We start from the raw sequence: 18,911 nt of genomic DNA, 5'->3' as shown, positions 1-18,911 counted from the left end.
CGGTTCAACCGGCCGGGCGCTCCCGCGTGTCGTGTCCTCGTGCCCCGGATCAGTCTTCGTCGTACTCGAACGGTGCCTGGAATCCGGTGGTGCTGAGGGTGCAGTTGAAGGGCGCGGGAATGAGGATCTCCTTGCCGAACGGCACGGTGAGACGGGACGCGTATCCCTTGGCGGCCGGCGACCAGAAGACGGTGGCGCTGTCCTCCTGCATGTCGAGCAGCAGATAGACGGGAACACCGGCCTTGCCGTAGCGCTCGACCTTGTCGACCAGATCCGCGTCCCGCGTCGAGGCCGAGGTCAGCTCCGCGATGAAGGACAGGCCTTCCCCGTCCAGATGGCGACTCGTCGTCCTCCGGGTCCGGCGGTCGGCCGCATGCACATCCGGCCCGTACGCCCGCTCAACGCCGGGGAACACGTAGAGCGCCGGGGCGGAGCTGACTCGATGACCCTCCGGGAGATGGGGACGGAGCTGATCGCAGATCAGATCCATGACGTCGAGGTAGTACGCCTTCGACCACGGCGACACGACGATGTTCCCCCTGATGATCTCGGCTTTGAAGCCGTCCGGCACGTTGAGCTGGTCGAGGGCCTCGCACAGCTCCTCGAAGCGTCGGGGGTCGTTGCCGTCTATCGTCGGGCGCTCAAGCATCACCGTCATGATGCGTCTCCCTCGCGCAGCAGGCCAGTCCGGTACTCAGCGTAACCGAGAGACGCTGGAGCGTGAAAAGCGGGCGCCCGGCCGGTCACGTCGACCGCCGGGCGCCGCGGTGCGCTGCGCGTGGGACGCGGGTCAGAGCGCGACGCGGACGTCGGCGCGGAGTTTGGCGGCGAGGGACGCCGCGTCTTCCAGGGGTGTGCCCTTGCCGGTGGCCAGTTGGGCCAGGTCGATCGAGAGGACATAGGCGACGGTGCTGTGGTCGGCCCAGATGCAGGTCGGGAAGGACGACGTCTGGCCGCTGTCCGTGATCTTGGCCTCCTGGCATTTCATGACGCCGTTCTCGAACCCGGCGGGGCTGAACTCCTCCGGGCTGCCGACCAGTTCGCCGTCGCCGGCCTTGTCCGTGGACGCCTCCGTCCTCATCTTGGCGAACAGCGCGTCGACGACCGCCTCCGGGTCCTCGATCTCGCCGTAGACACCACTGAAGGTGAGCTGCTTGCTCGTCAGCGAGTCGCCGCCGGACGTGTAGCCCGCGCCGATGTCCTTGGGGTTCTTGACGCCCCAGCTCTCCATGTCCTTGAGGTCCTTCTCGGACATGCCCGCGTCGCCGCCGACGCCCGCGTCGACCTTCTTGTACGTGCCGCCGATGACATCCGCGGGCGTCGTCAGCTTGTGCGGGCCGTCGTCCGCGACCGAGCCGCCGCCACCGCCGCCCGAGGTCAGGAAGTACGCGCCGCCCGCTATCACCGCGAGCGCCACCACGGCGACACCGATGATCAGACCGGTCTTCTTCTTGGGCGCCGGGCCCGCAGGAGGGGGCGGGTACTGGCCGCCGCCACCGTACGGAGGCTGCTGCGGCGGCTGCCCGTACGGGCCGGGCTGCTGCGGATAGCCGTACCCCGGCGGCGTACCGGGCGGCGGCGGCCCCTGCGGCGGCACACCCTGCGGCGCCTGCGGATAACCGTAGCCGGGCTGCGGCGGTCCCTGGGGAGGCTGCTGGCCGTAGGGACCGGGCTGCGGCTGACCGTACGGCCCAGGCTGCTGAGGCGGCTGGCCACCGTACGGGCCCGGCTGGTTGTAACTCATCGGTTCTGTCCCCTCCAGAAACTTATGCGTTTCGAACATCCTGACGGAAGAGACAGTGACCTGGGCCACCCGGGGCGGCTCCGTTACCGAACTATCCCGTTTCAGTACGCGCCCGTGACACCTCTAAACTGACCCCGTGACCGAGAACACTCAGCAGCAGCCAGCCAGCAACCCCGAACTGCCGACCCAGTACGCGCCGGCCGAGGTGGAGGGGAAGCTGTATGAGCGCTGGGTAGACCGCGGTTACTTCGAAGCGGACGAGAAGAGCGAGAAGCCGCCCTACACCATCGTCATTCCGCCGCCGAACGTCACCGGCAGCCTGCACCTCGGGCACGCCTTCGAGCACACGCTCATCGACGCCGTCACCCGCCGCAAGCGAATGCAGGGGTACGAGACGCTGTGGCAGCCCGGGATGGACCACGCGGGCATCGCGACGCAGAACGTGGTCGAGCGTGAGCTCGGCAAGGAGGGGAAGTCCCGGCACGATCTGGGACGTGAGGCGTTCGTCGAGCGCGTCTGGCAGTGGAAGAACGAGTCCGGGGGACAGATCTCCGGGCAGATGAGGCGGCTCGGGGACGGCGTCGCCTGGTCGCGCGAGCGCTTCACCATGGACGAGGGCCTGTCCAAGGCCGTTCAGACCATCTTCAAGAAGCTCTACGACGACGAGCTGATCTACCGCGCCGAGCGCATCATCAACTGGTGTCCGCGCTGTCTCACCGCGATCTCCGACATCGAGGTCGAGTACCAGGAGGACGACGGCGAGCTGGTCTCGCTCAAGTACGGGGACGGCGAGGACTCCGTCGTCGTCGCGACCACCCGCGCCGAGACGATGCTCGGCGACACCGCCGTCGCCGTCCACCCCGACGACGAGCGGTACGCGCATCTCGTCGGCAGGCGGATCAGGCTGCCGCTCACCGACCGTACGATCCCGGTCGTCGCGGACACCCATGTCGACCCCGAGTTCGGCACGGGCGCGGTCAAGGTGACCCCGGCACACGACCCGAACGACTTCGAGATCGGTCAGCGGCACAACCTGCCGAACATCACGGTCATGGACGAACGTGCCGTGATCACCGTGCCGGGGCCCTTCGAGGGGCTCGACCGGATGGAGGCGCGCAGCGCCATCGTCGCCGCGCTGCGGGCCGACGGCCGGATCGTCTCCGAGAAGCGTCCGTACCCGCACTCCGTCGGACACTGCTCGCGCTGCAAGACGACGATCGAGCCGCGGCTGTCGCTCCAGTGGTGGGTCAAGGTCGGGCCGCTGGCGAAGACCGCGGGTGACGCGGTCCGCGACGGACGGGTCGCGATCCACCCGAAGGAGATGGAGTCCCGCTACTTCGCCTGGGTCGACAACCTCCACGACTGGTGCATCTCGCGCCAGCTCTGGTGGGGCCACCGCATCCCGGTCTGGTACGGCCCGAACGGTGAGACCGTCTGTGTCGGACCGGACGACGAGGCACCGACGGGCGAGGGCTGGCGGCAGGACTCCGACGTCCTGGACACCTGGTTCTCCTCCGGCCTGTGGCCGTTCTCCACTCTGGGCTGGCCCGAACAGACGCCGAGTCTGGAGAAGTTCTATCCGAACTCGATTCTGATCACCGGCTACGACATCCTCTTCTTCTGGGTCGCCCGGATGATGATGTTCGGCCTGTACGCGATGGACGGCACACCGCCGTTCCACACGATCGTCCTGCACGGCATGGTCCGCGACCAGTTCGGCAAGAAGATGTCGAAGTCCTTCGGCAACGCGGTCAATCCGCTGGACTGGATGGACGAGTACGGTTCGGACGCGGTTCGCTTCACCCTTGCCCGTGGCGCCAATCCGGGTATCGACGTGCCCATCGGTGAGGACTGGGTCCAGGCGTCCCGCAACTTCGCCAACAAGATCTGGAACGCCACGCGCTTCGCGCTGATGAACGGCGCGACGGTCGAGGGCCCGCTGCCCGACGCGGCCGACATGTCCGCCGCCGACCGGTGGATCCTGTCGCGGCTCAACGCCGTGGTCGCCGAGGTCGACGCGTTCTACGAGGACTACCAGTTCGCGAAGCTCTCGGACTCGCTCTTCCACTTCGCCTGGGACGAGGTCTTCGACTGGTACGTCGAGCTGTCCAAGACCACCTTCTTCGAGGGCGGCGCGCAGGCGCGGGTCTCCGGGCGGGTGCTGGGTGAGGTCCTCGATGTGATGCTGCGGCTGCTGCACCCCGTGGTCCCGTTCGTCACGGAGACGCTGTGGACCACGCTCACCGGCAAGGAGTCGGTCGTCGTCGCGGACTGGCCGGTCGACAGCGGGTTCCGTGACCCGGAGGCCGAGCGGGAGATCGGGGATCTCCAGCAGGTGGTCACCGAGGTCCGCCGGTTCGGGGCCGAGCAGGGGCTCAAGAAGGGGCAGAAGGTGCCGGCGCGGCTGGATCTGTCCGGTACGGCGCTGGCGGCGCACGAGGCGGCCATCCGCCGGCTCCTGCGGCTCCAGCCGGAGGGCGACTCCTTCCAGGCGACGGCGACGCTGCCGGTCGCGGGGGCGCGGGTCGTGCTGGACCTGTCGGGCGTGATCGACGTCGAGGCGGAGCGCAAGCGGCTGACGAAGGATCTGGGCGCGGCGGAGAGCGAGAAGGCGCAGGCGGAGGCGAAGCTCGGCAACGAGGCGTTCCTCGCGAAGGCGCCGGACCAGGTGGTCGGGAAGATCCGGGGCCGACTGGCCAAGGCGGAGGCGGACATCGAGCGGATCACGGCCCAGGTGGCGGCCCTGCCGCAGGACTGACCCCGGACCGCCCCTCCGATTCCACCCCGATCGCACCCTGGAACCCCCCGGCCCACGACGGCCGGGGGGTTCCGGCGTACGGGCCCGGCCCCCGGGGGAGGCGGGACCGGGGGGTGGGGCGGGGCTCCGTAGACTGGGGGTGTGAGCGAGCAGCGTCCATTCGACCAGCCCGGCGAGCCCGACGATTTCGACGAGATCGTCGCCGCCGAGACCGAGCGTGATCCCGACCTGGCGGTGATCGAGGCCGGCAGCCGTACGCTGCGCGCCCAGGCCGGGCCCGCACAGGGGGACGGCGTCCCCGGGCGGCCCGAGGACCCCGAGGTGGACAAGGCGCTGCGCGCCGTCGAGCAGGAGCTCGCGGGCCGGTGGGGCGAGACCAAGCTCGAACCGTCGGTGAGCAGGATCGCCGCGCTGATGGATGTGCTGGGGGACCCCCAGCGCTCGTATCCCTCGATCCACATCACCGGGACCAACGGCAAGACGTCCACGGCCCGGATGATCGAGGCGCTGCTCGGCGCGTTCGATCTCCGTACCGGCCGGTACACCAGCCCGCACGTCCAGTCGGTCACCGAGCGGATCAGTCTGGACGGCGCTCCGGTCTCCGCCGAGCGGTTCATCGAGACGTACGAGGACATCAAGCCGTATATCGAGATGGTCGACGGTTCGCAGCCGTACCGGCTCTCCTTCTTCGAGGTGCTGACGGGCATGGCGTACGCGGCGTTCGCGGACGCGCCGGTGGATGTCGCCGTGGTCGAGGTCGGTATGGGCGGCAGCTGGGACGCGACGAATGTCATCGACGCCGGCGTCGCCGTCGTCACCCCGATCGATCTGGACCACACGGACCGGCTGGGGGAGACGCCCGGTGAGATCGCCGTGGAGAAGTCCGGGATCATCAAGCGGGGCGCGACGGTGATCCTGGCTCAGCAGCCGGTGGACGCGGCGCAGGTGATGCTCAAGAAATCCGTCGATGTGGACGCGACGGTCGCGCGCGAGGGCATGGAGTTCGGTGTGGTGGCCCGGGAGGTCGCGGTCGGCGGGCAGCTGCTGACCCTGCGCGGTCTCGGCGGTGAGTACGAACAGGTCTTCCTGCCGCTGTACGGCGCCCATCAGGCGCACAACGCGGCGGTGGCGCTCGCGGCGGTCGAGGCGTTCTTCGGTATCGGCGCCGAGCACGCGCGTCCGCTGGAGATGGACACCGTCCGCAAGGCCTTCGCGTCGGTGTCCTCGCCGGGCCGGCTCGAAGTCGTACGGCGTTCGCCCACGGTGGTGCTGGACGCCGCGCACAATCCGGCGGGCGCGCGCGCCGCCGCCGCCGGCATCAGCGAGTCCTTCGGTTTCAGCCGACTCATCGGTGTGGTGGGCGCCGGCGAGGGCAAGGACGCGCGCGGGGTGCTGGAGGCGCTGGAGCCGATCTGCGCGGAGCTGGTGGTCACCCAGAATTCGAGCTACCGCGCGATGGACGCGGACGAACTGGCCGCCGTCGCGGTCGAGGTCTTCGGTGACGACCGGGTGCAGGTCGAGCCGCGTCTCGACGACGCGCTGGAGGCGGCGATCACGCTGGCCGAGGACGAGTCCGAGTTCGCGGGCGCGGGGGTGCTGGTGACCGGCTCGGTGATCACGGTCGGCGAGGCCCGGCTGCTGCTGAAGAGGGGCTGAATTCTTTGCGTACGCTCTGCGCGTCGACGCTGCTCGCCGAGATCTTCGTGATCGGTTTCGCCGGTCTGGTCGCGATGAAGTCGGACGATCTGTCGGTGGGTACGGTCTGGACGGTCTGCGGTGTCGCGATGGCGCTGTGTCTGCTGCTCTGCGGGATGATCACCCGCCCCGGCGGCGTACAGCTCGGCTGGGCGCTCCAGATCGCGCTGGTCGCCAGCGGTGTGGTGGTGCCCGCGATGTTCGCGCTGGGGGCGGTCTTCGCGGCCCTGTGGTGGGCCTCGGTGCACTACGGACGGGTGATCGACCAGGCCAAGGCGCGCTGGGCGGAACAGGCCGAGGCCAGGGAAAGGTCCGGGGAGGCCTCGGGACAGGCCCCGGGACAGGCCTCGGCAGAGGCTGACGCTGTGTAATCGAGGCGGGTCGGGCCCTGTAGCCTCTAGTGCTGTGGCCGGGAGGCTTTGCCGGGCGTCGCGAGCCGGTGAACCTTTCCGGCCACAGCACTAGATCCTGCACCCGCACATGAAGGAGCCTGTACCGTGACCGAGCGCACTCTCGTCCTCCTCAAGCCCGACGCGGTCAGGCGCGGGCTGATCGGCGAGGTCATCGGCCGTATCGAGCGCAAGGCGGGCTGGACCATCACCGCTCTCGAACTGCGCACGCTCGACCAGGAGACGCTGGAGCAGCACTACGGCGAGCACAAGGGCCGGCCGTTCTACGAGCCGCTGCTCGGCTTCATGGCCTCGGGGCCGGTCGTCGCTCTGGTCGTCGAGGGCGAGCGGGTCATCGAGGGCGTGCGCGCCCTGGCCGGTCCCACTGACCCGATCGCCGCAGCGCCCGGGTCCATCCGGGGGGACTTCGGCACCATTGTCCGGGAGAACCTGATCCACGCCTCGGACTCGGAGGAGTCCGCCATTCGGGAACTGAAAATTTTCTTTCCCGGCCTTTCCTGACCGCCAGTCAGCCGAACGAGGCCTACAGCCTGAGGCGACCGAAGGAATTCGGTCGCCTTTGGGCATATGCGGGGCAATTCCGGGAACGTGGCGGGCCGCTTCTTCGTCACCCTCATTGAGGTGGGCCAGCGAGCGGACGTCGCGCAGGCGTGACTACGATGGAAGCCTCCAAGCCACAGCAGCCACCTCGCCATCCTGAGAAGCCATCAAAGCTCTATCTGGGAAGGCCAGACGCATCCTCATGGGGAACAACATGTCGTTCATCGGCCGTGACATGGCTGTCGACCTCGGGACCGCCAACACGCTGGTGTACGTCAGAGGCCGGGGGATCGTACTCAACGAGCCGTCCGTCGTAGCCATCAACACCAACACTGGCGGTATTCTCGCAGTCGGCGCCGAAGCGAAGAAGATGATCGGACGGACACCGGGCAACATCGTTGCCGTCCGGCCACTGAAGGACGGTGTGATCGCCGACTTCGAAATCACCGAGCGCATGCTGCGCTACTTCATTCTCAAGATCCACAAGCGTCGTTATCTGGCCAGGCCGCGCGTGGTCGTCTGTGTGCCCTCGGGTATCACCGGCGTCGAGCGCCGTGCCGTTATCGAGGCTTCCACCCAGGCCGGCGCGCGCCAGGTGCACATCATCGAGGAGCCCATGGCCGCGGCCATCGGCTCGGGACTGCCGGTCCATGAGGCCACGGGCAACATGGTGGTCGACATCGGCGGCGGTACCACCGAGGTCGCGGTGATCTCCCTCGGCGGAATCGTCACGGCGCAGTCGATCCGTGTCGCCGGCGACGAGTTGGACAACGCGATCATCCAGCACATCAAGAAGGAGTACTCCCTCCTCCTGGGTGAGCGGACCGCCGAGAGCATCAAGATCACCATCGGTTCGGCATACGACCTCGACAAGGACGAACACACCGAGATCCGCGGCCGTGACCTGGTCTCCGGACTCCCGAAGACCGTGGTCATCTCCGCCGCCGAGGTCCGCAAGGCCATCGAGGAGCCGGTCAACTCGATCGTCGACGCCGTGAAGACGACACTCGACAAGTGCCCGCCCGAACTGTCCGGCGATGTGATGGACCGTGGGATCGTGCTCACCGGCGGCGGCGCGCTGCTGCGTGGTCTCGACGAGCGGCTGCGCCGGGAGACCGGAATGCCCATCCATATCGCCGAGGACCCGCTCGACTCCGTCGCGCTCGGAGCCGGCAAGTGCGTCGAGGAGTTCGAGGCGCTCCAGCAGGTGCTGGACGCCCAGCCCCGCCGGTGACCCCGCCGATGGCATGAGCCTCCGTATCGCCCGGCCCGGTGGCCAGGCGGCCCGGAGGCACCACCGGTAGGGGCCTCGGACCTCCCGTACGGCGGGGGCGCCGGCGTACACACCGCCGGCACAGACACAGAGACATTCCTACGAGGAAGGCACGGCCGCCGCACGTGAGGGACACACGAGAGAGCCGGCTGCTCCTGGTGCTGCTGATCGCCATCGCGTTCGCACTGATCACGGTGGACATCCGCGGTGGCGAGGGGTCCCCGGTCGAGGGCGCGCGGCGAGTCGCCGCGTCGGTCTTCGGCCCGGTGGAGAACGGCGTCGCGTCCGCGGTGAATCCGGTGGGCAACGCCATAGGAGCGGTACGGGACTCCGGCGCGCGGCACGACCGTATCGCCGCGCTCCAGAAGGAGAACACCGCGCTCAAGACCCGGCTCGGCAGCGATGTACGCAACCGCAGCCGGGTGCGCGAACTCGACAAGATGCTCAAGAAGGCGGGCGCGGGCCAGTACGGGATCAAGGGCGCCGAGGTCATCGCCATAGGAGCGGCCCAGGGCTTCTCCTGGACGGTCACCATCGACGCGGGATCCGACGACGGCATCCAGCGCGACATGACGGTCATCAACGGGGACGGACTGGTCGGCCGGGTCACCACCGTCGGCCCGAGCACCGCGACCGTACTGCTCGCCAACGACCCGGACTTCACCGTCGGCACCCGTATGGAGGCGAGCGACGAACTCGGTTTCGCCACCGGGCAGGGCGACCGTCCGCTCTCCGTCCAGCTCCTCAACGGCAAGTCGAAGGTGAAGAACGGCGACCGGCTGGTGACCTTCGGCTCCAGCAGGGACAAGCCCTTCGTGCCCGGCGTCCCGGTCGGCCAGGTCGTACGGGTCGATCCGTCCGGCGGCAATCTCACCCGGACCATCTACGTACGGCCCTTCGTCGGGTTCACCAAGCTGGACATCGTCGGCGTGGTGGTCGAGGCGCCCCGGACCGATCCGAGGGACACGGTGCTGCCGCCCAAGCCCAAGGCCGAGCCGACGCCCACCGTGACGGTCACCGTCACCCCGTCGCCCGACGCCAATCTCGAAGTCAACGGCGAGGCCGCCGATATCGCGGGCGGCACGGACCCGGGCGACGGCACAGGCAATCCGCCGGCGAATCCGCCCGCCGTCCCACCCGCGAATCCGCCGGGCGACGGCGACGCACAAGACAATCCCGACGGTCAAGCGGACGACCAGGAGTAGGGCTGATTCCCATGCGCTTCAACCGGATTCTGCTCTCCACCACCCTGGTCGTGGTGGCCATGGTCGTCCAGGTGTCCATCCTCGCCAGACTTCAGCTCCCCGGCGCCGTCCCCGATCTGACGCTGCTCGTCGTCCTCGCGCTGGCCTTCGTGTACGGACATGTCGGCGGCGCGTTCATCGGCTTCGGCGCCGGACTGCTGGCCGATCTGGCCCCGCCCGCCGACCACGCCGCCGGGCGCTACGCCCTGGTGCTCTGTGTGATCGGCTATCTGGCGGGTCTCGCCCGGCCCGAGAAGGGCCAGATGAGATCGGCGCTCGCCCCGATGACCGCGGTCGTGGCCGCGGCGCTCGGTTCGACACTGCTGTACGCGGCGGTGGGCGCCCTTGTCGGTGACACCGCCGCCCGCCATGTGGGCCTGGCCGGACTGCTGTTCTCCGCCGCCGTCTACGATCTGCTGCTCGCGCCGTTCGTCGTACCGCTGGTCATGTGGCTGGCCAGACGCGCCGAGAACGATCCGCTGGCCGGGACCGAGACCGGCGGCGGCTCCGATGTCTCCTCCGGCTGGCTCGCCACCGGCACGGGACTGCGGATCGGCGGCCAGCGCGGCGGACTGTGGGTCAGGGCCGCCCGTAACCGCGCGGCAAGGGCGGGACGTATCAAGGGGGTCAAGCGGCTTTGAGCAATATCCCGGAGACCGGGCGGACACAGCGGGTCCAGATCCGGCTCATCGTCATCCAGGTGCTGGTCTTCTCCCTGCTCCTCACTCTCGGCGGCCGGCTCTGGTACCTCCAGGTCCGCAACGGCGACGAGTACACGGACGAGGCCAAGAGCAATCATGTGCAGCAGGTCGTCCAGCCGGCCGTGCGCGGTTCGATCCTCGACACCCGGGGTGTGCCGCTCGCCGACAACGAGACCCGGCTCGTTGTCTCCACCAGCCGTACCGACCTGATGAAGATGGACGACGGAGGCAAGGACGTACTGACCCGGCTCGCCGATGTCCTCGGGATGAAACCCAAGGAAGTGATGGACAAGGTCAGGCTCTGCGACTCCAAGACCCCGCAGCCCTGCTGGAACGGTTCGCCCTACCAGCCGATCCCGATCACCGACGAGGCCACCACCCAGCAGGCGCTCCAGATCCGTGAGCGCGCCGAGGACTTCCCCGGTATCACCGCCGAGCCCACCGCCGTACGCCGCTACACCGCGCCCGGTCTCGCCAACACGGCCCAGGTGCTCGGTTATCTCTCGCCCGTCACCGACGGCGAGATCACCAAGGCGCAGGACACCGAGTCGCCGTACCTCCGCTCCGACCAGGTGGGCCGCTCGGGCCTTGAGCGTACGTACGACAAGGAACTGCGCGGCAAGGCCGGCGTCACCCGTTACGAGGTCGACAACCTGGGCCGGGTCATCGGACTGGCCCGCAGCGACCAGGCCGAGCCCGGCGCCCATGTCGTCACCTCCATCGACGCGCGCGTGCAGGCCGTCGCCGAGTACGAGCTGAACGAGGCGATGAAGGCCGCCCGCAAGGAGATGGACCGCAACACCAACACGCACTACAAGGCCGACTCCGGAGCCGTCGTCGTCATGGAGGCGAAGACCGGCAGGATCGTGGCGATGGCCTCCCAGCCGACGTACGACCCCAACGCCTGGGTGGGCGGTATCTCCGCCAAGGACTACGCGCGGCTCACCGGCAAGAACTCCAACTTCCCGCTGCTGAACCGGGCCATCCAGGGCCAGGCGGCCCCCGGCTCGATCTTCAAGGTCGTCTCGTCGACCGCCGCGGTCAACGCCGGCTACGACTTCAACGGCGCTTACCCCTGCCCCAGTTCGTACAGTGTCGGCGGCCAGGTCTTCCAGAACTTCGAGTCCAGGGGCTACGGCAGCATCACCCTCGGCAAGGCGCTCGAAGTCTCCTGCGACACCGTGTTCTACGGGCTCGCGCACAAGGAGTGGATCAAGGACGGCGGGCTGAAGCCCAAGAAGGACGCCAAGAACTGGTTCTACCGGACGGCCCATCAGTTCGGTCTCGGCAAGGAGACCGGTATCGACCTGCCCAACGAGGTCACCGGCCGGGTCCCCGACCGCGAGTGGAAGCAGAGGTTCTGGAAGGCCAACAAGGACAGCTGGTGCAAGCAGGGCAAGAAGGGCGGCACCTATGTCCAGCAGCTCGCCTACGAAGGCTGCCTCGAAGGCAATCTGATGCGCGCCGGTGACTCCGTCAACTACTCGATCGGCCAGGGCGACATCCTCGTCACACCGATCCAGATGGCGACCATCTACTCGGCGATCTCCAACGGCGGCATCCTCTACGACCCCCTCGTCGGCAAGGCGATCATCAGCGCCGACGGCAAGCAGGTCAAGAACATCGAGCCCAAGTCCCACGGCAGGCTGCCGATGGAGCAGAAGACGCGCGACTTGATAGACGAGGCTCTCGCGGCCGTGACCACCCGCGGTTCCGCCGCCTGGCGGTTCGGCGGCTGGCCGCAGAAGCAGATCCCGATGCACGCCAAGACGGGTACGGCCGAGGTCTACGGCAAGCAGACGACCTCGTGGTTCTCGTCGTACACCAGCGACTACACGATCATCATGACGATCTCCCAGGGTGGCACCGGCTCCGGCGCCTCGGGGCCCGCCGTGCGGAAGATCTACGAGGCGATGTACGGGCTGAACCCGAAGGGCGAGCAGGACCTCGGCAAGGCCCTGATGCCCGAGCCGCGCACGGAACTGCCCAAGATCCAGCCGGACGGCTCGATCGAGGCGCCGAAGATCGAGCCGTACGAGCCGCCGAAGGAACCCCTGGACGAGCAGCTTCTCGCGGGTCCGCCCGCGGTGACCCCCGCACGGAGGGACTGAGCGATGGCCGGCACAGGTGGCTTCTCGGTCTCCGGGTACGGTCCGCAGCGCGGTACGTGGACCCGGCTCGCGGCCCGTGACTCGATGGCGCGCAGGCTCGACTGGCCGCTGCTCTTCTCGTCACTGGCGCTGTCGCTGCTGGGCTCGCTGCTGGTCTGGTCGGCGACCCGCAACCGTACGCAGCTCAACCAGGGCGATCCGTACTTCTTCCTGCTGCGTCATCTGCTCAACACCGGTATCGGTTTCGCCCTGATGGTCGGCACGATCTGGCTGGGGCACCGCACACTGCGGGGCGCGGTGCCGGCGCTCTACGGGCTCTCCCTCGTGCTGGTCGTGCTGGTCCTCACCCCGCTGGGCGCCACCATCAACGGCGCGCACGCCTGGATCCTGCTCCCCGGGGGCTTCTCGCTCCAGCCGTCCGAGTTCGTGAAGGTCACGATCATCCTGGGCATGGCGATGATGCTGGCGGCCCGGGTGGACGCGGGGGACCAGGACCATCCGGACCACTGGATCGTCGCGAAGTCGCTCGGTCTCGCGGTGGTCCCGATGATCGTCGTGATGATGATGCCGGACCTCGGTTCGGTGATGGTCATGGTGGTGATCGTGCTCGGTGTGCTGCTCGCCTCGGGCGCCTCCAACCGGTGGATCATCGGGCTGGTGAGCGCCGGCGCGATCGGTGCGATCGCGGTCGCGGCGCTCGGGGTGCTCGACGAGTACCAGATCAACCGCTTCGCGGCCTTCGCCAATCCGGAGCTGGACCCGGCGGGCGTCGGCTACAACACCAACCAGGCGCGGATCGCGATCGGTTCGGGCGGACTGACCGGTACGGGGCTCTTCAAGGGCTCCCAGACCACCGGCCAGTTCGTGCCCGAGCAGCAGACGGACTTCGTCTTCACGGTCGCCGGCGAGGAGCTGGGATTCGTCGGCGCGGGGCTGATCCTGGTGCTGCTCGGTGTGGTGCTGTGGCGGGCCTGCCGGATCGCCCGGGAGGCGACGGATCTGTACGGCACGATCATCGCGGGCGGGATCATCACCTGGTTCGCGTTCCAGTCCTTCGAGAACATCGGGATGACGCTGGGCATCATGCCGGTGGCGGGTCTGCCGCTGCCGTTCGTGTCGTACGGCGGTACGTCGATGTTCGCGGTCTGGATCGCGGTGGGGCTGCTCCAGTCGATCCGGGTGCAGCGGCCGCTGGCGGCCCTCTGAGCGAGGCCCGTGGGCCAGTGGGAGTCGCTGGCGGCCCTATGACGGTAAATCGCGGGTATGTTCCAGAGTATGGCGGAAACGAAGCGAGAGATCGAACGTAAGTACGAACTCCCGAGCCGTTCCGGAGACGGTGGAGCGGCGGGGTCCGCGGGACGGGCGGCGTCCGGGGGAGTCCCCGGACTGCCGGATCTGACCCGGGCCAAGGGGGTCGACGCCGTCCGCGCCGACGGGGTCGTGGAGCTCGACGCGGTCTACTACGACACCCCGGATCTGCGCCTGGCCGCCGGCTCCCTCACCCTCCGGCGCAGGACGGGCGGCGAGGACGCGGGCTGGCATCTCAAACTGCCCGTCGCGCCGGGTGTCCGTGACGAGATCCGGGCACCGCTGGCCGACACCGTTCCCGACGAACTGGCCGCCCTGCTCCGCTCCCGGGTCCGCGGCGCGCGCCTGGTCCCCGTCGTACGGCTGCGCACCTCGCGTGACATCAGCCGGCTGCTCGGCGGCGACGGCGCCCCGCTCGCGGAGATCAGCGTCGACACCGTACGGGCGCAGCGACTCGGCGACACCATGGTCGCCACCTCGTGGACCGAGGTCGAGGTGGAGCTGACCGACGACGCCGATCCGGCGGTGCTGGACGCGGTGGACAAGAAGCTGCGCAAGGCGGGGCTGCGTCCGTCGTCCGCCGCGTCGAAGCTGAGCAGGGCGCTGGCGGAGACGGGGGCGGGGAGGACGGCCGGGAAGGCCGTGGGAAAGGCTTCTGGGAAGGGCGCGAAGGGCGCGAAGGGCAGGGGTCCGAAGGGGAAGAGTCTCAAGGAGAAGAGTCTCAAGGAGAAGGACAAGGGTGCGGGGAAGGGCCGCGTCACCGCCGCGGACCATGTCCTCGCCTATCTGCGGGCCCAGGCCGACGCGATCGTCGCCCAGGATCCCGCCGTCCGCCGCGATCTGCCGGACTCCGTGCATCAGCTACGGGTCGCCACCCGCCGGATGCGCTCCGCGTTCCGTACGTACGGCAAGGTCGTCGACCGGTCCGTGACCGACCCGATCGGCGAGGAGCTGAAGTGGCTCGCCGCGGAGCTGGGCATCGACCGTGACCAGGAGGTCCTCGACGAACGGCTGTGCTCACGGATCGACGAGCTGCCCGGGACGCTGGTGCTCGGCCCGGTGCGCGCCCGGCTCACGATCTGGAACGCGGGCCGCCGGGCGGGCTCGCGGAGCACGACCGTCGCCGTGCTCGACAGCGAGCGGTATCTGGCCCTGCTGAACAGCCTCGACACGCTGCTCGCGGACCCGCCGCTGCGGCCGGACGCGGCGAAACGGCCCCGGAAGGTGCTGCCCGCGGCGATCCTCAAGGACTACCGGCGGCTGGCGGGCCGTGTCGAACAGGCGCTGGAGCTGTCACCGGGCGAGGAGCGGGACGTGGCCCTCCACAACGCCCGCAAGGCGGCCAAGCGTGTCCGTTACGCGGCCGAGGCGGGCCGGCCCGCCCTGGGAAAGCCCGCCAAGCGGTTCGCCGGGCGGATGAAGGCCGTACAGAACGTCCTCGGCGACCACCAGGACAGTGTGGTGGCCCGTGAGGCCCTCCGTGACCTCGGTATCCACGCCCACGCGGCGGGCGAGTCCGCGTTCACCTGGGGTCTGCTGCACGGCCATGAGGAGGCCCAGGCCGCGCGCCGGGAGCGGGAGCTGCCCCTCGTGTGGGAGCGGGGGTCCGCACCCGGGCTGCGGGCGGATCTGACCGGCTGAGCGCCGGGGTAGGCTGGATGGCCAGCCCTGTCGGTACACCTGTCGGTCCACGAAAGATCCGTGATGCCTGAATCGGTCTTCCCGCAGCTCGAAGCCCTGCTCCCGCATGTGCAGAAGCCGATCCAATACGTGGGCGGCGAGCTGAACTCCACCGTCAAGGACTGGGACGCGTGCGATGTCCGCTGGGCGCTGATGTACCCGGACGCCTACGAGGTCGGCCTGCCCAACCAGGGCGTCATGATCCTGTACGAGGTGCTGAACGAGCGCGAGGGCGTGCTCGCCGAGCGTACGTACAGCGTCTGGCCGGACCTCGAAGAGCTGATGCGCGAGCACAAGGTGCCGCAGTTCACGGTGGACTCGCACCGCCCGGTCTCCGCCTTCGACGTCCTCGGGATGAGCTTCTCCACCGAGCTGGGCTACACCAATATGCTCACCGCCCTGGATCTCGCGGGCATCCCGCTGGCGGCCCGGGACCGTACCGTCGACCACCCCATCGTGCTCGCGGGCGGCCACGCGGCCTTCAACCCCGAGCCGATCGCGGAGTTCATCGACTGCGCGGTCATCGGCGACGGCGAGCAGGCCGTCCTGGAGATCACCGAGATCATCCGCGCCTGGAAGGCGGAGGGCCGTCCCGGCGGGCGCGAGGAGGTCCTCCTCCGGCTCGCCAGGACCGGCGGGGTGTATGTGCCGGGCTTCTACGACGTCGAGTATCTGCCGGACGGGCGTATCGGCCGTGTCGTACCGAACAGGAGCGGAGTGCCGTGGCGGGTGTCCAAGCACACCGTCATGGACCTCGACGAGTGGCCGTACCCGAAGCAGCCGCTCGTACCGCTCGCGGAGACCGTCCATGAGCGGATGTCCGTGGAGATCTTCCGCGGCTGTACCCGCGGCTGCCGCTTCTGCCAGGCCGGCATGATCACCCGCCCGGTGCGCGAGCGCAGCATCACCGGGATCGGCGAGATGGTCGAGAAGGGGCTGAAGGCGACCGGCTTCGAGGAGGTCGGTCTGCTCTCGCTCTCCTCCGCCGACCACAGCGAGATCGGTGATATCGCCAAGGGGCTCGCGGACCGGTACGAGGCGGACAAGATCGGGCTGTCCCTGCCGTCCACCCGGGTCGACGCGTTCAATGTGGATCTGGCCAACGAGCTGACCCGCAACGGCCGCAGGTCCGGGCTGACCTTCGCCCCCGAGGGCGGCTCCGAGCGTATGCGCAAGGTCATCAACAAGATGGTCTCGGAGGAGGACCTGATCCGTACGGTCTCCACGGCCTACGGCAACGGCTGGCGGCAGGTGAAGCTGTACTTCATGTGCGGTCTGCCGACCGAGACCGACGAGGACGTCCTCCAGATCGGTGACATGGCCGTCAAGGTCATCGCCGAGGGCCGGAAGGTCTCGGGACAGAACGACATCCGCTGCACGGTCTCGATCGGCGGATTCGTGCCCAAGCCGCACACCCCGTTCCAGTGGGCGCCGCAGCTCAGCGCCGAGGAGACCGACGCGCGGCTGGGCAAGCTGCGCGACAAGATCCGCGGCGACAAGAAGTACGGCCGCTCGATCGGCTTCCGCTACCACGACGGCAAGCCCGGCATCGTCGAGGGCCTGCTCTCGCGCGGCGACCGGCGTGTCGGCGCGGTCATCCGCGCGGTGTACGAGGACGGCGGCCGGTTCGACGGCTGGCGCGAGCACTTCTCGTACGACCGCTGGATGGCGTGCGCGGAGAAGACGCTGCCCGGGTACGGCGTGGACGTCGCCTGGTATACGACCCGCGAGCGCACCTACGAGGAGGTCCTGCCCTGGGACCATCTGGACTCCGGTCTCGACAAGGACTGGCTCTGGGAGGACTGGCAGGACGCGCTCGACGAGACCGAGGTCGAGGACTGCCGCTGGACCCCGTGCTTCGACTGCGGTGTCTGCCCGCAGCTGGACCTCGACATCCAGATCGGCCCGACGGGCAAGAAGCTGCTGCCGCTGACGGTGGTCAAGGCCGGGTCCGGCGCGTGAACGCGCGCTGAGCGGGGCGGACTCGCGCCGGGGTGAGCCGGGTTGAGCGAGCCGCGTGGTGCGAGCCGTGTTGAGCGAGGCGTGTTGAGCGAGGCGGTACGGCGTATCGCTGACACTCCGGCAGAGGCGGAGCGGGTGTGAGGGCCACGGCTCTCGGACCGCTCCGCCTCTGCCGTCTCCTGGCTTCTGCGCTGCCCCGCGGTCGCGCCCGATCAATTCGGGATCAATGGACGAGGTGCCCCAGCGGAATAGTCCTACTATCCGTTCTTAGGGGATGCGCTGTGAGTGCGCCCGCGCTTTTTTCCTTGGTGCGCTCGCCCAAACGGGTGACTGCTTGTTAAATCCCTTGCCGGGGACTTCACTCCGGTGGGTGACTGAAGTCTCCGCATCGGCGGACGCAGAATCCTCGATCAGAGGCGAACCGACCCCTGAACCCGCGCGGAAGTGCGCGCCCAGGATGTGTTCCTCAATGGCTTTGCGTGTGGCGCGAGAGGCTCGTACCGCACCCTGACGCCGACGCAAAGCCATCGAGTCACCACAGTGGACACGAGAGCCGACTCGCTCCGATCCGGGACATATGCGAGTCCGAATGCCCGACCACTGCTCGGAATATAGCGCGTTCCGAGCGAGGAGGAATCTCTCATGCCAATCAGTCCGAACCAAGGATCCAGTGGCGGCGGCACGCTCGTCACCATCACCGGTACCAACCTCGCCGGCACCACCGCGGTGCGGTTCGGCACCCGGTCCGCCACCTCCGTCACCAATGTCTCGCCCACCCAGGTCACCGCCGTGTCGCCCGCGGGCAACGGGGCGGTCGGCGTCACCGTGACCACGCCTGGGGGGACGAGCAACCCGATCTCCTTCTTCTACGTCGGGGCGCCGTTCAAGCAGAGCCTGAGCCCGACCTCCGGTTCGACGGCCGGCGGCGAGACCGTCACCATCAACGGCACCGGTCTCTCCAGTGCCACCAGTGTCGCCTTCGGCGCCAACAGCGCGGTGCCGACGGTGGTGTCGGACGGTCAGATCACCGTTCTCGCGCCGGCCGGGGCGGCGGGTTCGGTCGGAGTCAGTGTCACTACGGCCGGGGGCACCAACAACGGGCTCTCGTACACCTATGTGGCGGCTCCGACCGTCACCACCGTCACCCCGGACGAGGGACCGACGGCGGGCGGCACCCCGGTGACGGTGGCCGGTACCGGTCTCACCACCACCAGCGGGGTCACCTTCGGCGGCACCCCGGCACCCTTCACGGTGATCTCCGACACCGCGGTGTCGGCCGTCACCCCGCCAGGAGCGGCCGGCCCGGTCGACGTCGTGGTGAGCAACGACGCGGGCAGCGCGACCGCGGTGGACGGGTTCACCTACGTCGCGGGTCCCGGTATCTGACCGCGTCTGCGTATCCGACCGCGTCTGCGCGGAACAGCCGGTACCCAGCGGGGTTCCGGTACTCGGAAGGGGGTGCGCGGCCACCCCGCGGAGTGGCCG

Annotated in this window: 14 protein-coding genes; 12 read left to right on the top strand and 2 right to left on the bottom strand. The window is 68.9% G+C overall.

Features of this window, described 5'->3' with window-relative positions; genetic code table 11:
- Positions 1 to 49: 49 nt before the first annotated feature.
- Together ACWGDX_RS37655 and ACWGDX_RS37650 are read right to left on the bottom strand one after the other, a co-directional pair.
- Positions 50 to 658 (bottom strand): Uma2 family endonuclease, encoded by a 609-nt coding sequence (locus ACWGDX_RS37655; protein ID WP_382866723.1) that lies wholly within the window; start codon positions 656 to 658, stop codon positions 50 to 52.
- Positions 659 to 790: 132 nt separating this feature from the next.
- Positions 791 to 1,744 carry a hypothetical protein gene (locus ACWGDX_RS37650; RefSeq protein ID WP_453633094.1) on the bottom strand — a complete coding sequence of 318 codons (954 nt, stop codon included), beginning with the start codon at positions 1,742 to 1,744 and terminating at the stop codon, positions 791 to 793.
- Between the two features lie 136 nt (positions 1,745 to 1,880).
- Here ACWGDX_RS37650 and ACWGDX_RS37645 point away from each other — a divergent pair, with 136 nt between their 5' ends.
- The 12 genes from ACWGDX_RS37645 to ACWGDX_RS37590 all read left to right on the top strand — a co-directional run bounded on the left by ACWGDX_RS37645 (position 1,881) and on the right by ACWGDX_RS37590 (position 18,812).
- On the top strand, positions 1,881 to 4,502 hold the full coding sequence (locus ACWGDX_RS37645; protein WP_453633092.1) for a valine--tRNA ligase: 2,622 nt from the start codon (positions 1,881 to 1,883) through the stop codon (positions 4,500 to 4,502).
- A 141-nt stretch (positions 4,503 to 4,643) separates the two neighbouring features.
- Positions 4,644 to 6,158 (top strand): bifunctional tetrahydrofolate synthase/dihydrofolate synthase, encoded by a 1,515-nt coding sequence (gene folC, locus ACWGDX_RS37640; RefSeq protein ID WP_453633090.1) that lies wholly within the window; start codon positions 4,644 to 4,646, stop codon positions 6,156 to 6,158.
- A gap of 5 nt (positions 6,159 to 6,163) precedes the next feature.
- Complete coding sequence (locus ACWGDX_RS37635; protein ID WP_453633089.1) at positions 6,164 to 6,568, top strand: DUF4233 domain-containing protein; 405 nt, start codon at positions 6,164 to 6,166, stop codon at positions 6,566 to 6,568.
- A gap of 126 nt (positions 6,569 to 6,694) precedes the next feature.
- Positions 6,695 to 7,108 (top strand): nucleoside-diphosphate kinase, encoded by a 414-nt coding sequence (gene ndk / locus ACWGDX_RS37630; protein ID WP_453633087.1) that lies wholly within the window; start codon positions 6,695 to 6,697, stop codon positions 7,106 to 7,108.
- 253 nt (positions 7,109 to 7,361) lie between these two features.
- Entirely contained in the window at positions 7,362 to 8,381 is a 1,020-nt protein-coding gene (locus ACWGDX_RS37625; protein WP_046498926.1) for a rod shape-determining protein, read from the top strand.
- 164 nt (positions 8,382 to 8,545) lie between these two features.
- Complete coding sequence (gene mreC / locus ACWGDX_RS37620) at positions 8,546 to 9,625, top strand: rod shape-determining protein MreC (protein ID WP_453633085.1); 1,080 nt, start codon at positions 8,546 to 8,548, stop codon at positions 9,623 to 9,625.
- A gap of 11 nt (positions 9,626 to 9,636) precedes the next feature.
- Positions 9,637 to 10,305 (top strand): rod shape-determining protein MreD, encoded by a 669-nt coding sequence (gene mreD, locus ACWGDX_RS37615; protein ID WP_453633083.1) that lies wholly within the window; start codon positions 9,637 to 9,639, stop codon positions 10,303 to 10,305.
- Positions 10,302 to 12,476 carry a penicillin-binding protein 2 gene (mrdA, locus tag ACWGDX_RS37610; protein ID WP_453633081.1) on the top strand — a complete coding sequence of 725 codons (2,175 nt, stop codon included), beginning with the start codon at positions 10,302 to 10,304 and terminating at the stop codon, positions 12,474 to 12,476. The genes mreD and mrdA overlap by 4 nt, the downstream gene beginning before the upstream one ends.
- Positions 12,477 to 12,479: 3 nt before the next feature.
- Entirely contained in the window at positions 12,480 to 13,682 is a 1,203-nt protein-coding gene (gene rodA, locus ACWGDX_RS37605; RefSeq protein ID WP_453633080.1) for a rod shape-determining protein RodA, read from the top strand.
- 69 nt (positions 13,683 to 13,751) lie between these two features.
- On the top strand, positions 13,752 to 15,425 hold the full coding sequence (locus ACWGDX_RS37600; RefSeq protein ID WP_453633078.1) for a CYTH and CHAD domain-containing protein: 1,674 nt from the start codon (positions 13,752 to 13,754) through the stop codon (positions 15,423 to 15,425).
- Between the two features lie 60 nt (positions 15,426 to 15,485).
- Positions 15,486 to 17,426 carry a TIGR03960 family B12-binding radical SAM protein gene (locus tag ACWGDX_RS37595; protein ID WP_453633076.1) on the top strand — a complete coding sequence of 647 codons (1,941 nt, stop codon included), beginning with the start codon at positions 15,486 to 15,488 and terminating at the stop codon, positions 17,424 to 17,426.
- Positions 17,427 to 18,068: 642 nt separating this feature from the next.
- Positions 18,069 to 18,812, top strand: coding sequence for an IPT/TIG domain-containing protein (locus ACWGDX_RS37590; RefSeq protein WP_453633074.1), 744 nt, complete (start codon positions 18,069 to 18,071; stop codon positions 18,810 to 18,812).
- Positions 18,813 to 18,911: the final 99 nt, after the last annotated feature.

This window comes from Streptomyces sp. NPDC055025, assembly GCF_053608565.1.
Note: the sequence above shows the minus strand (reverse complement) of the source record. Positions and strands in the feature narration are given on the sequence as shown.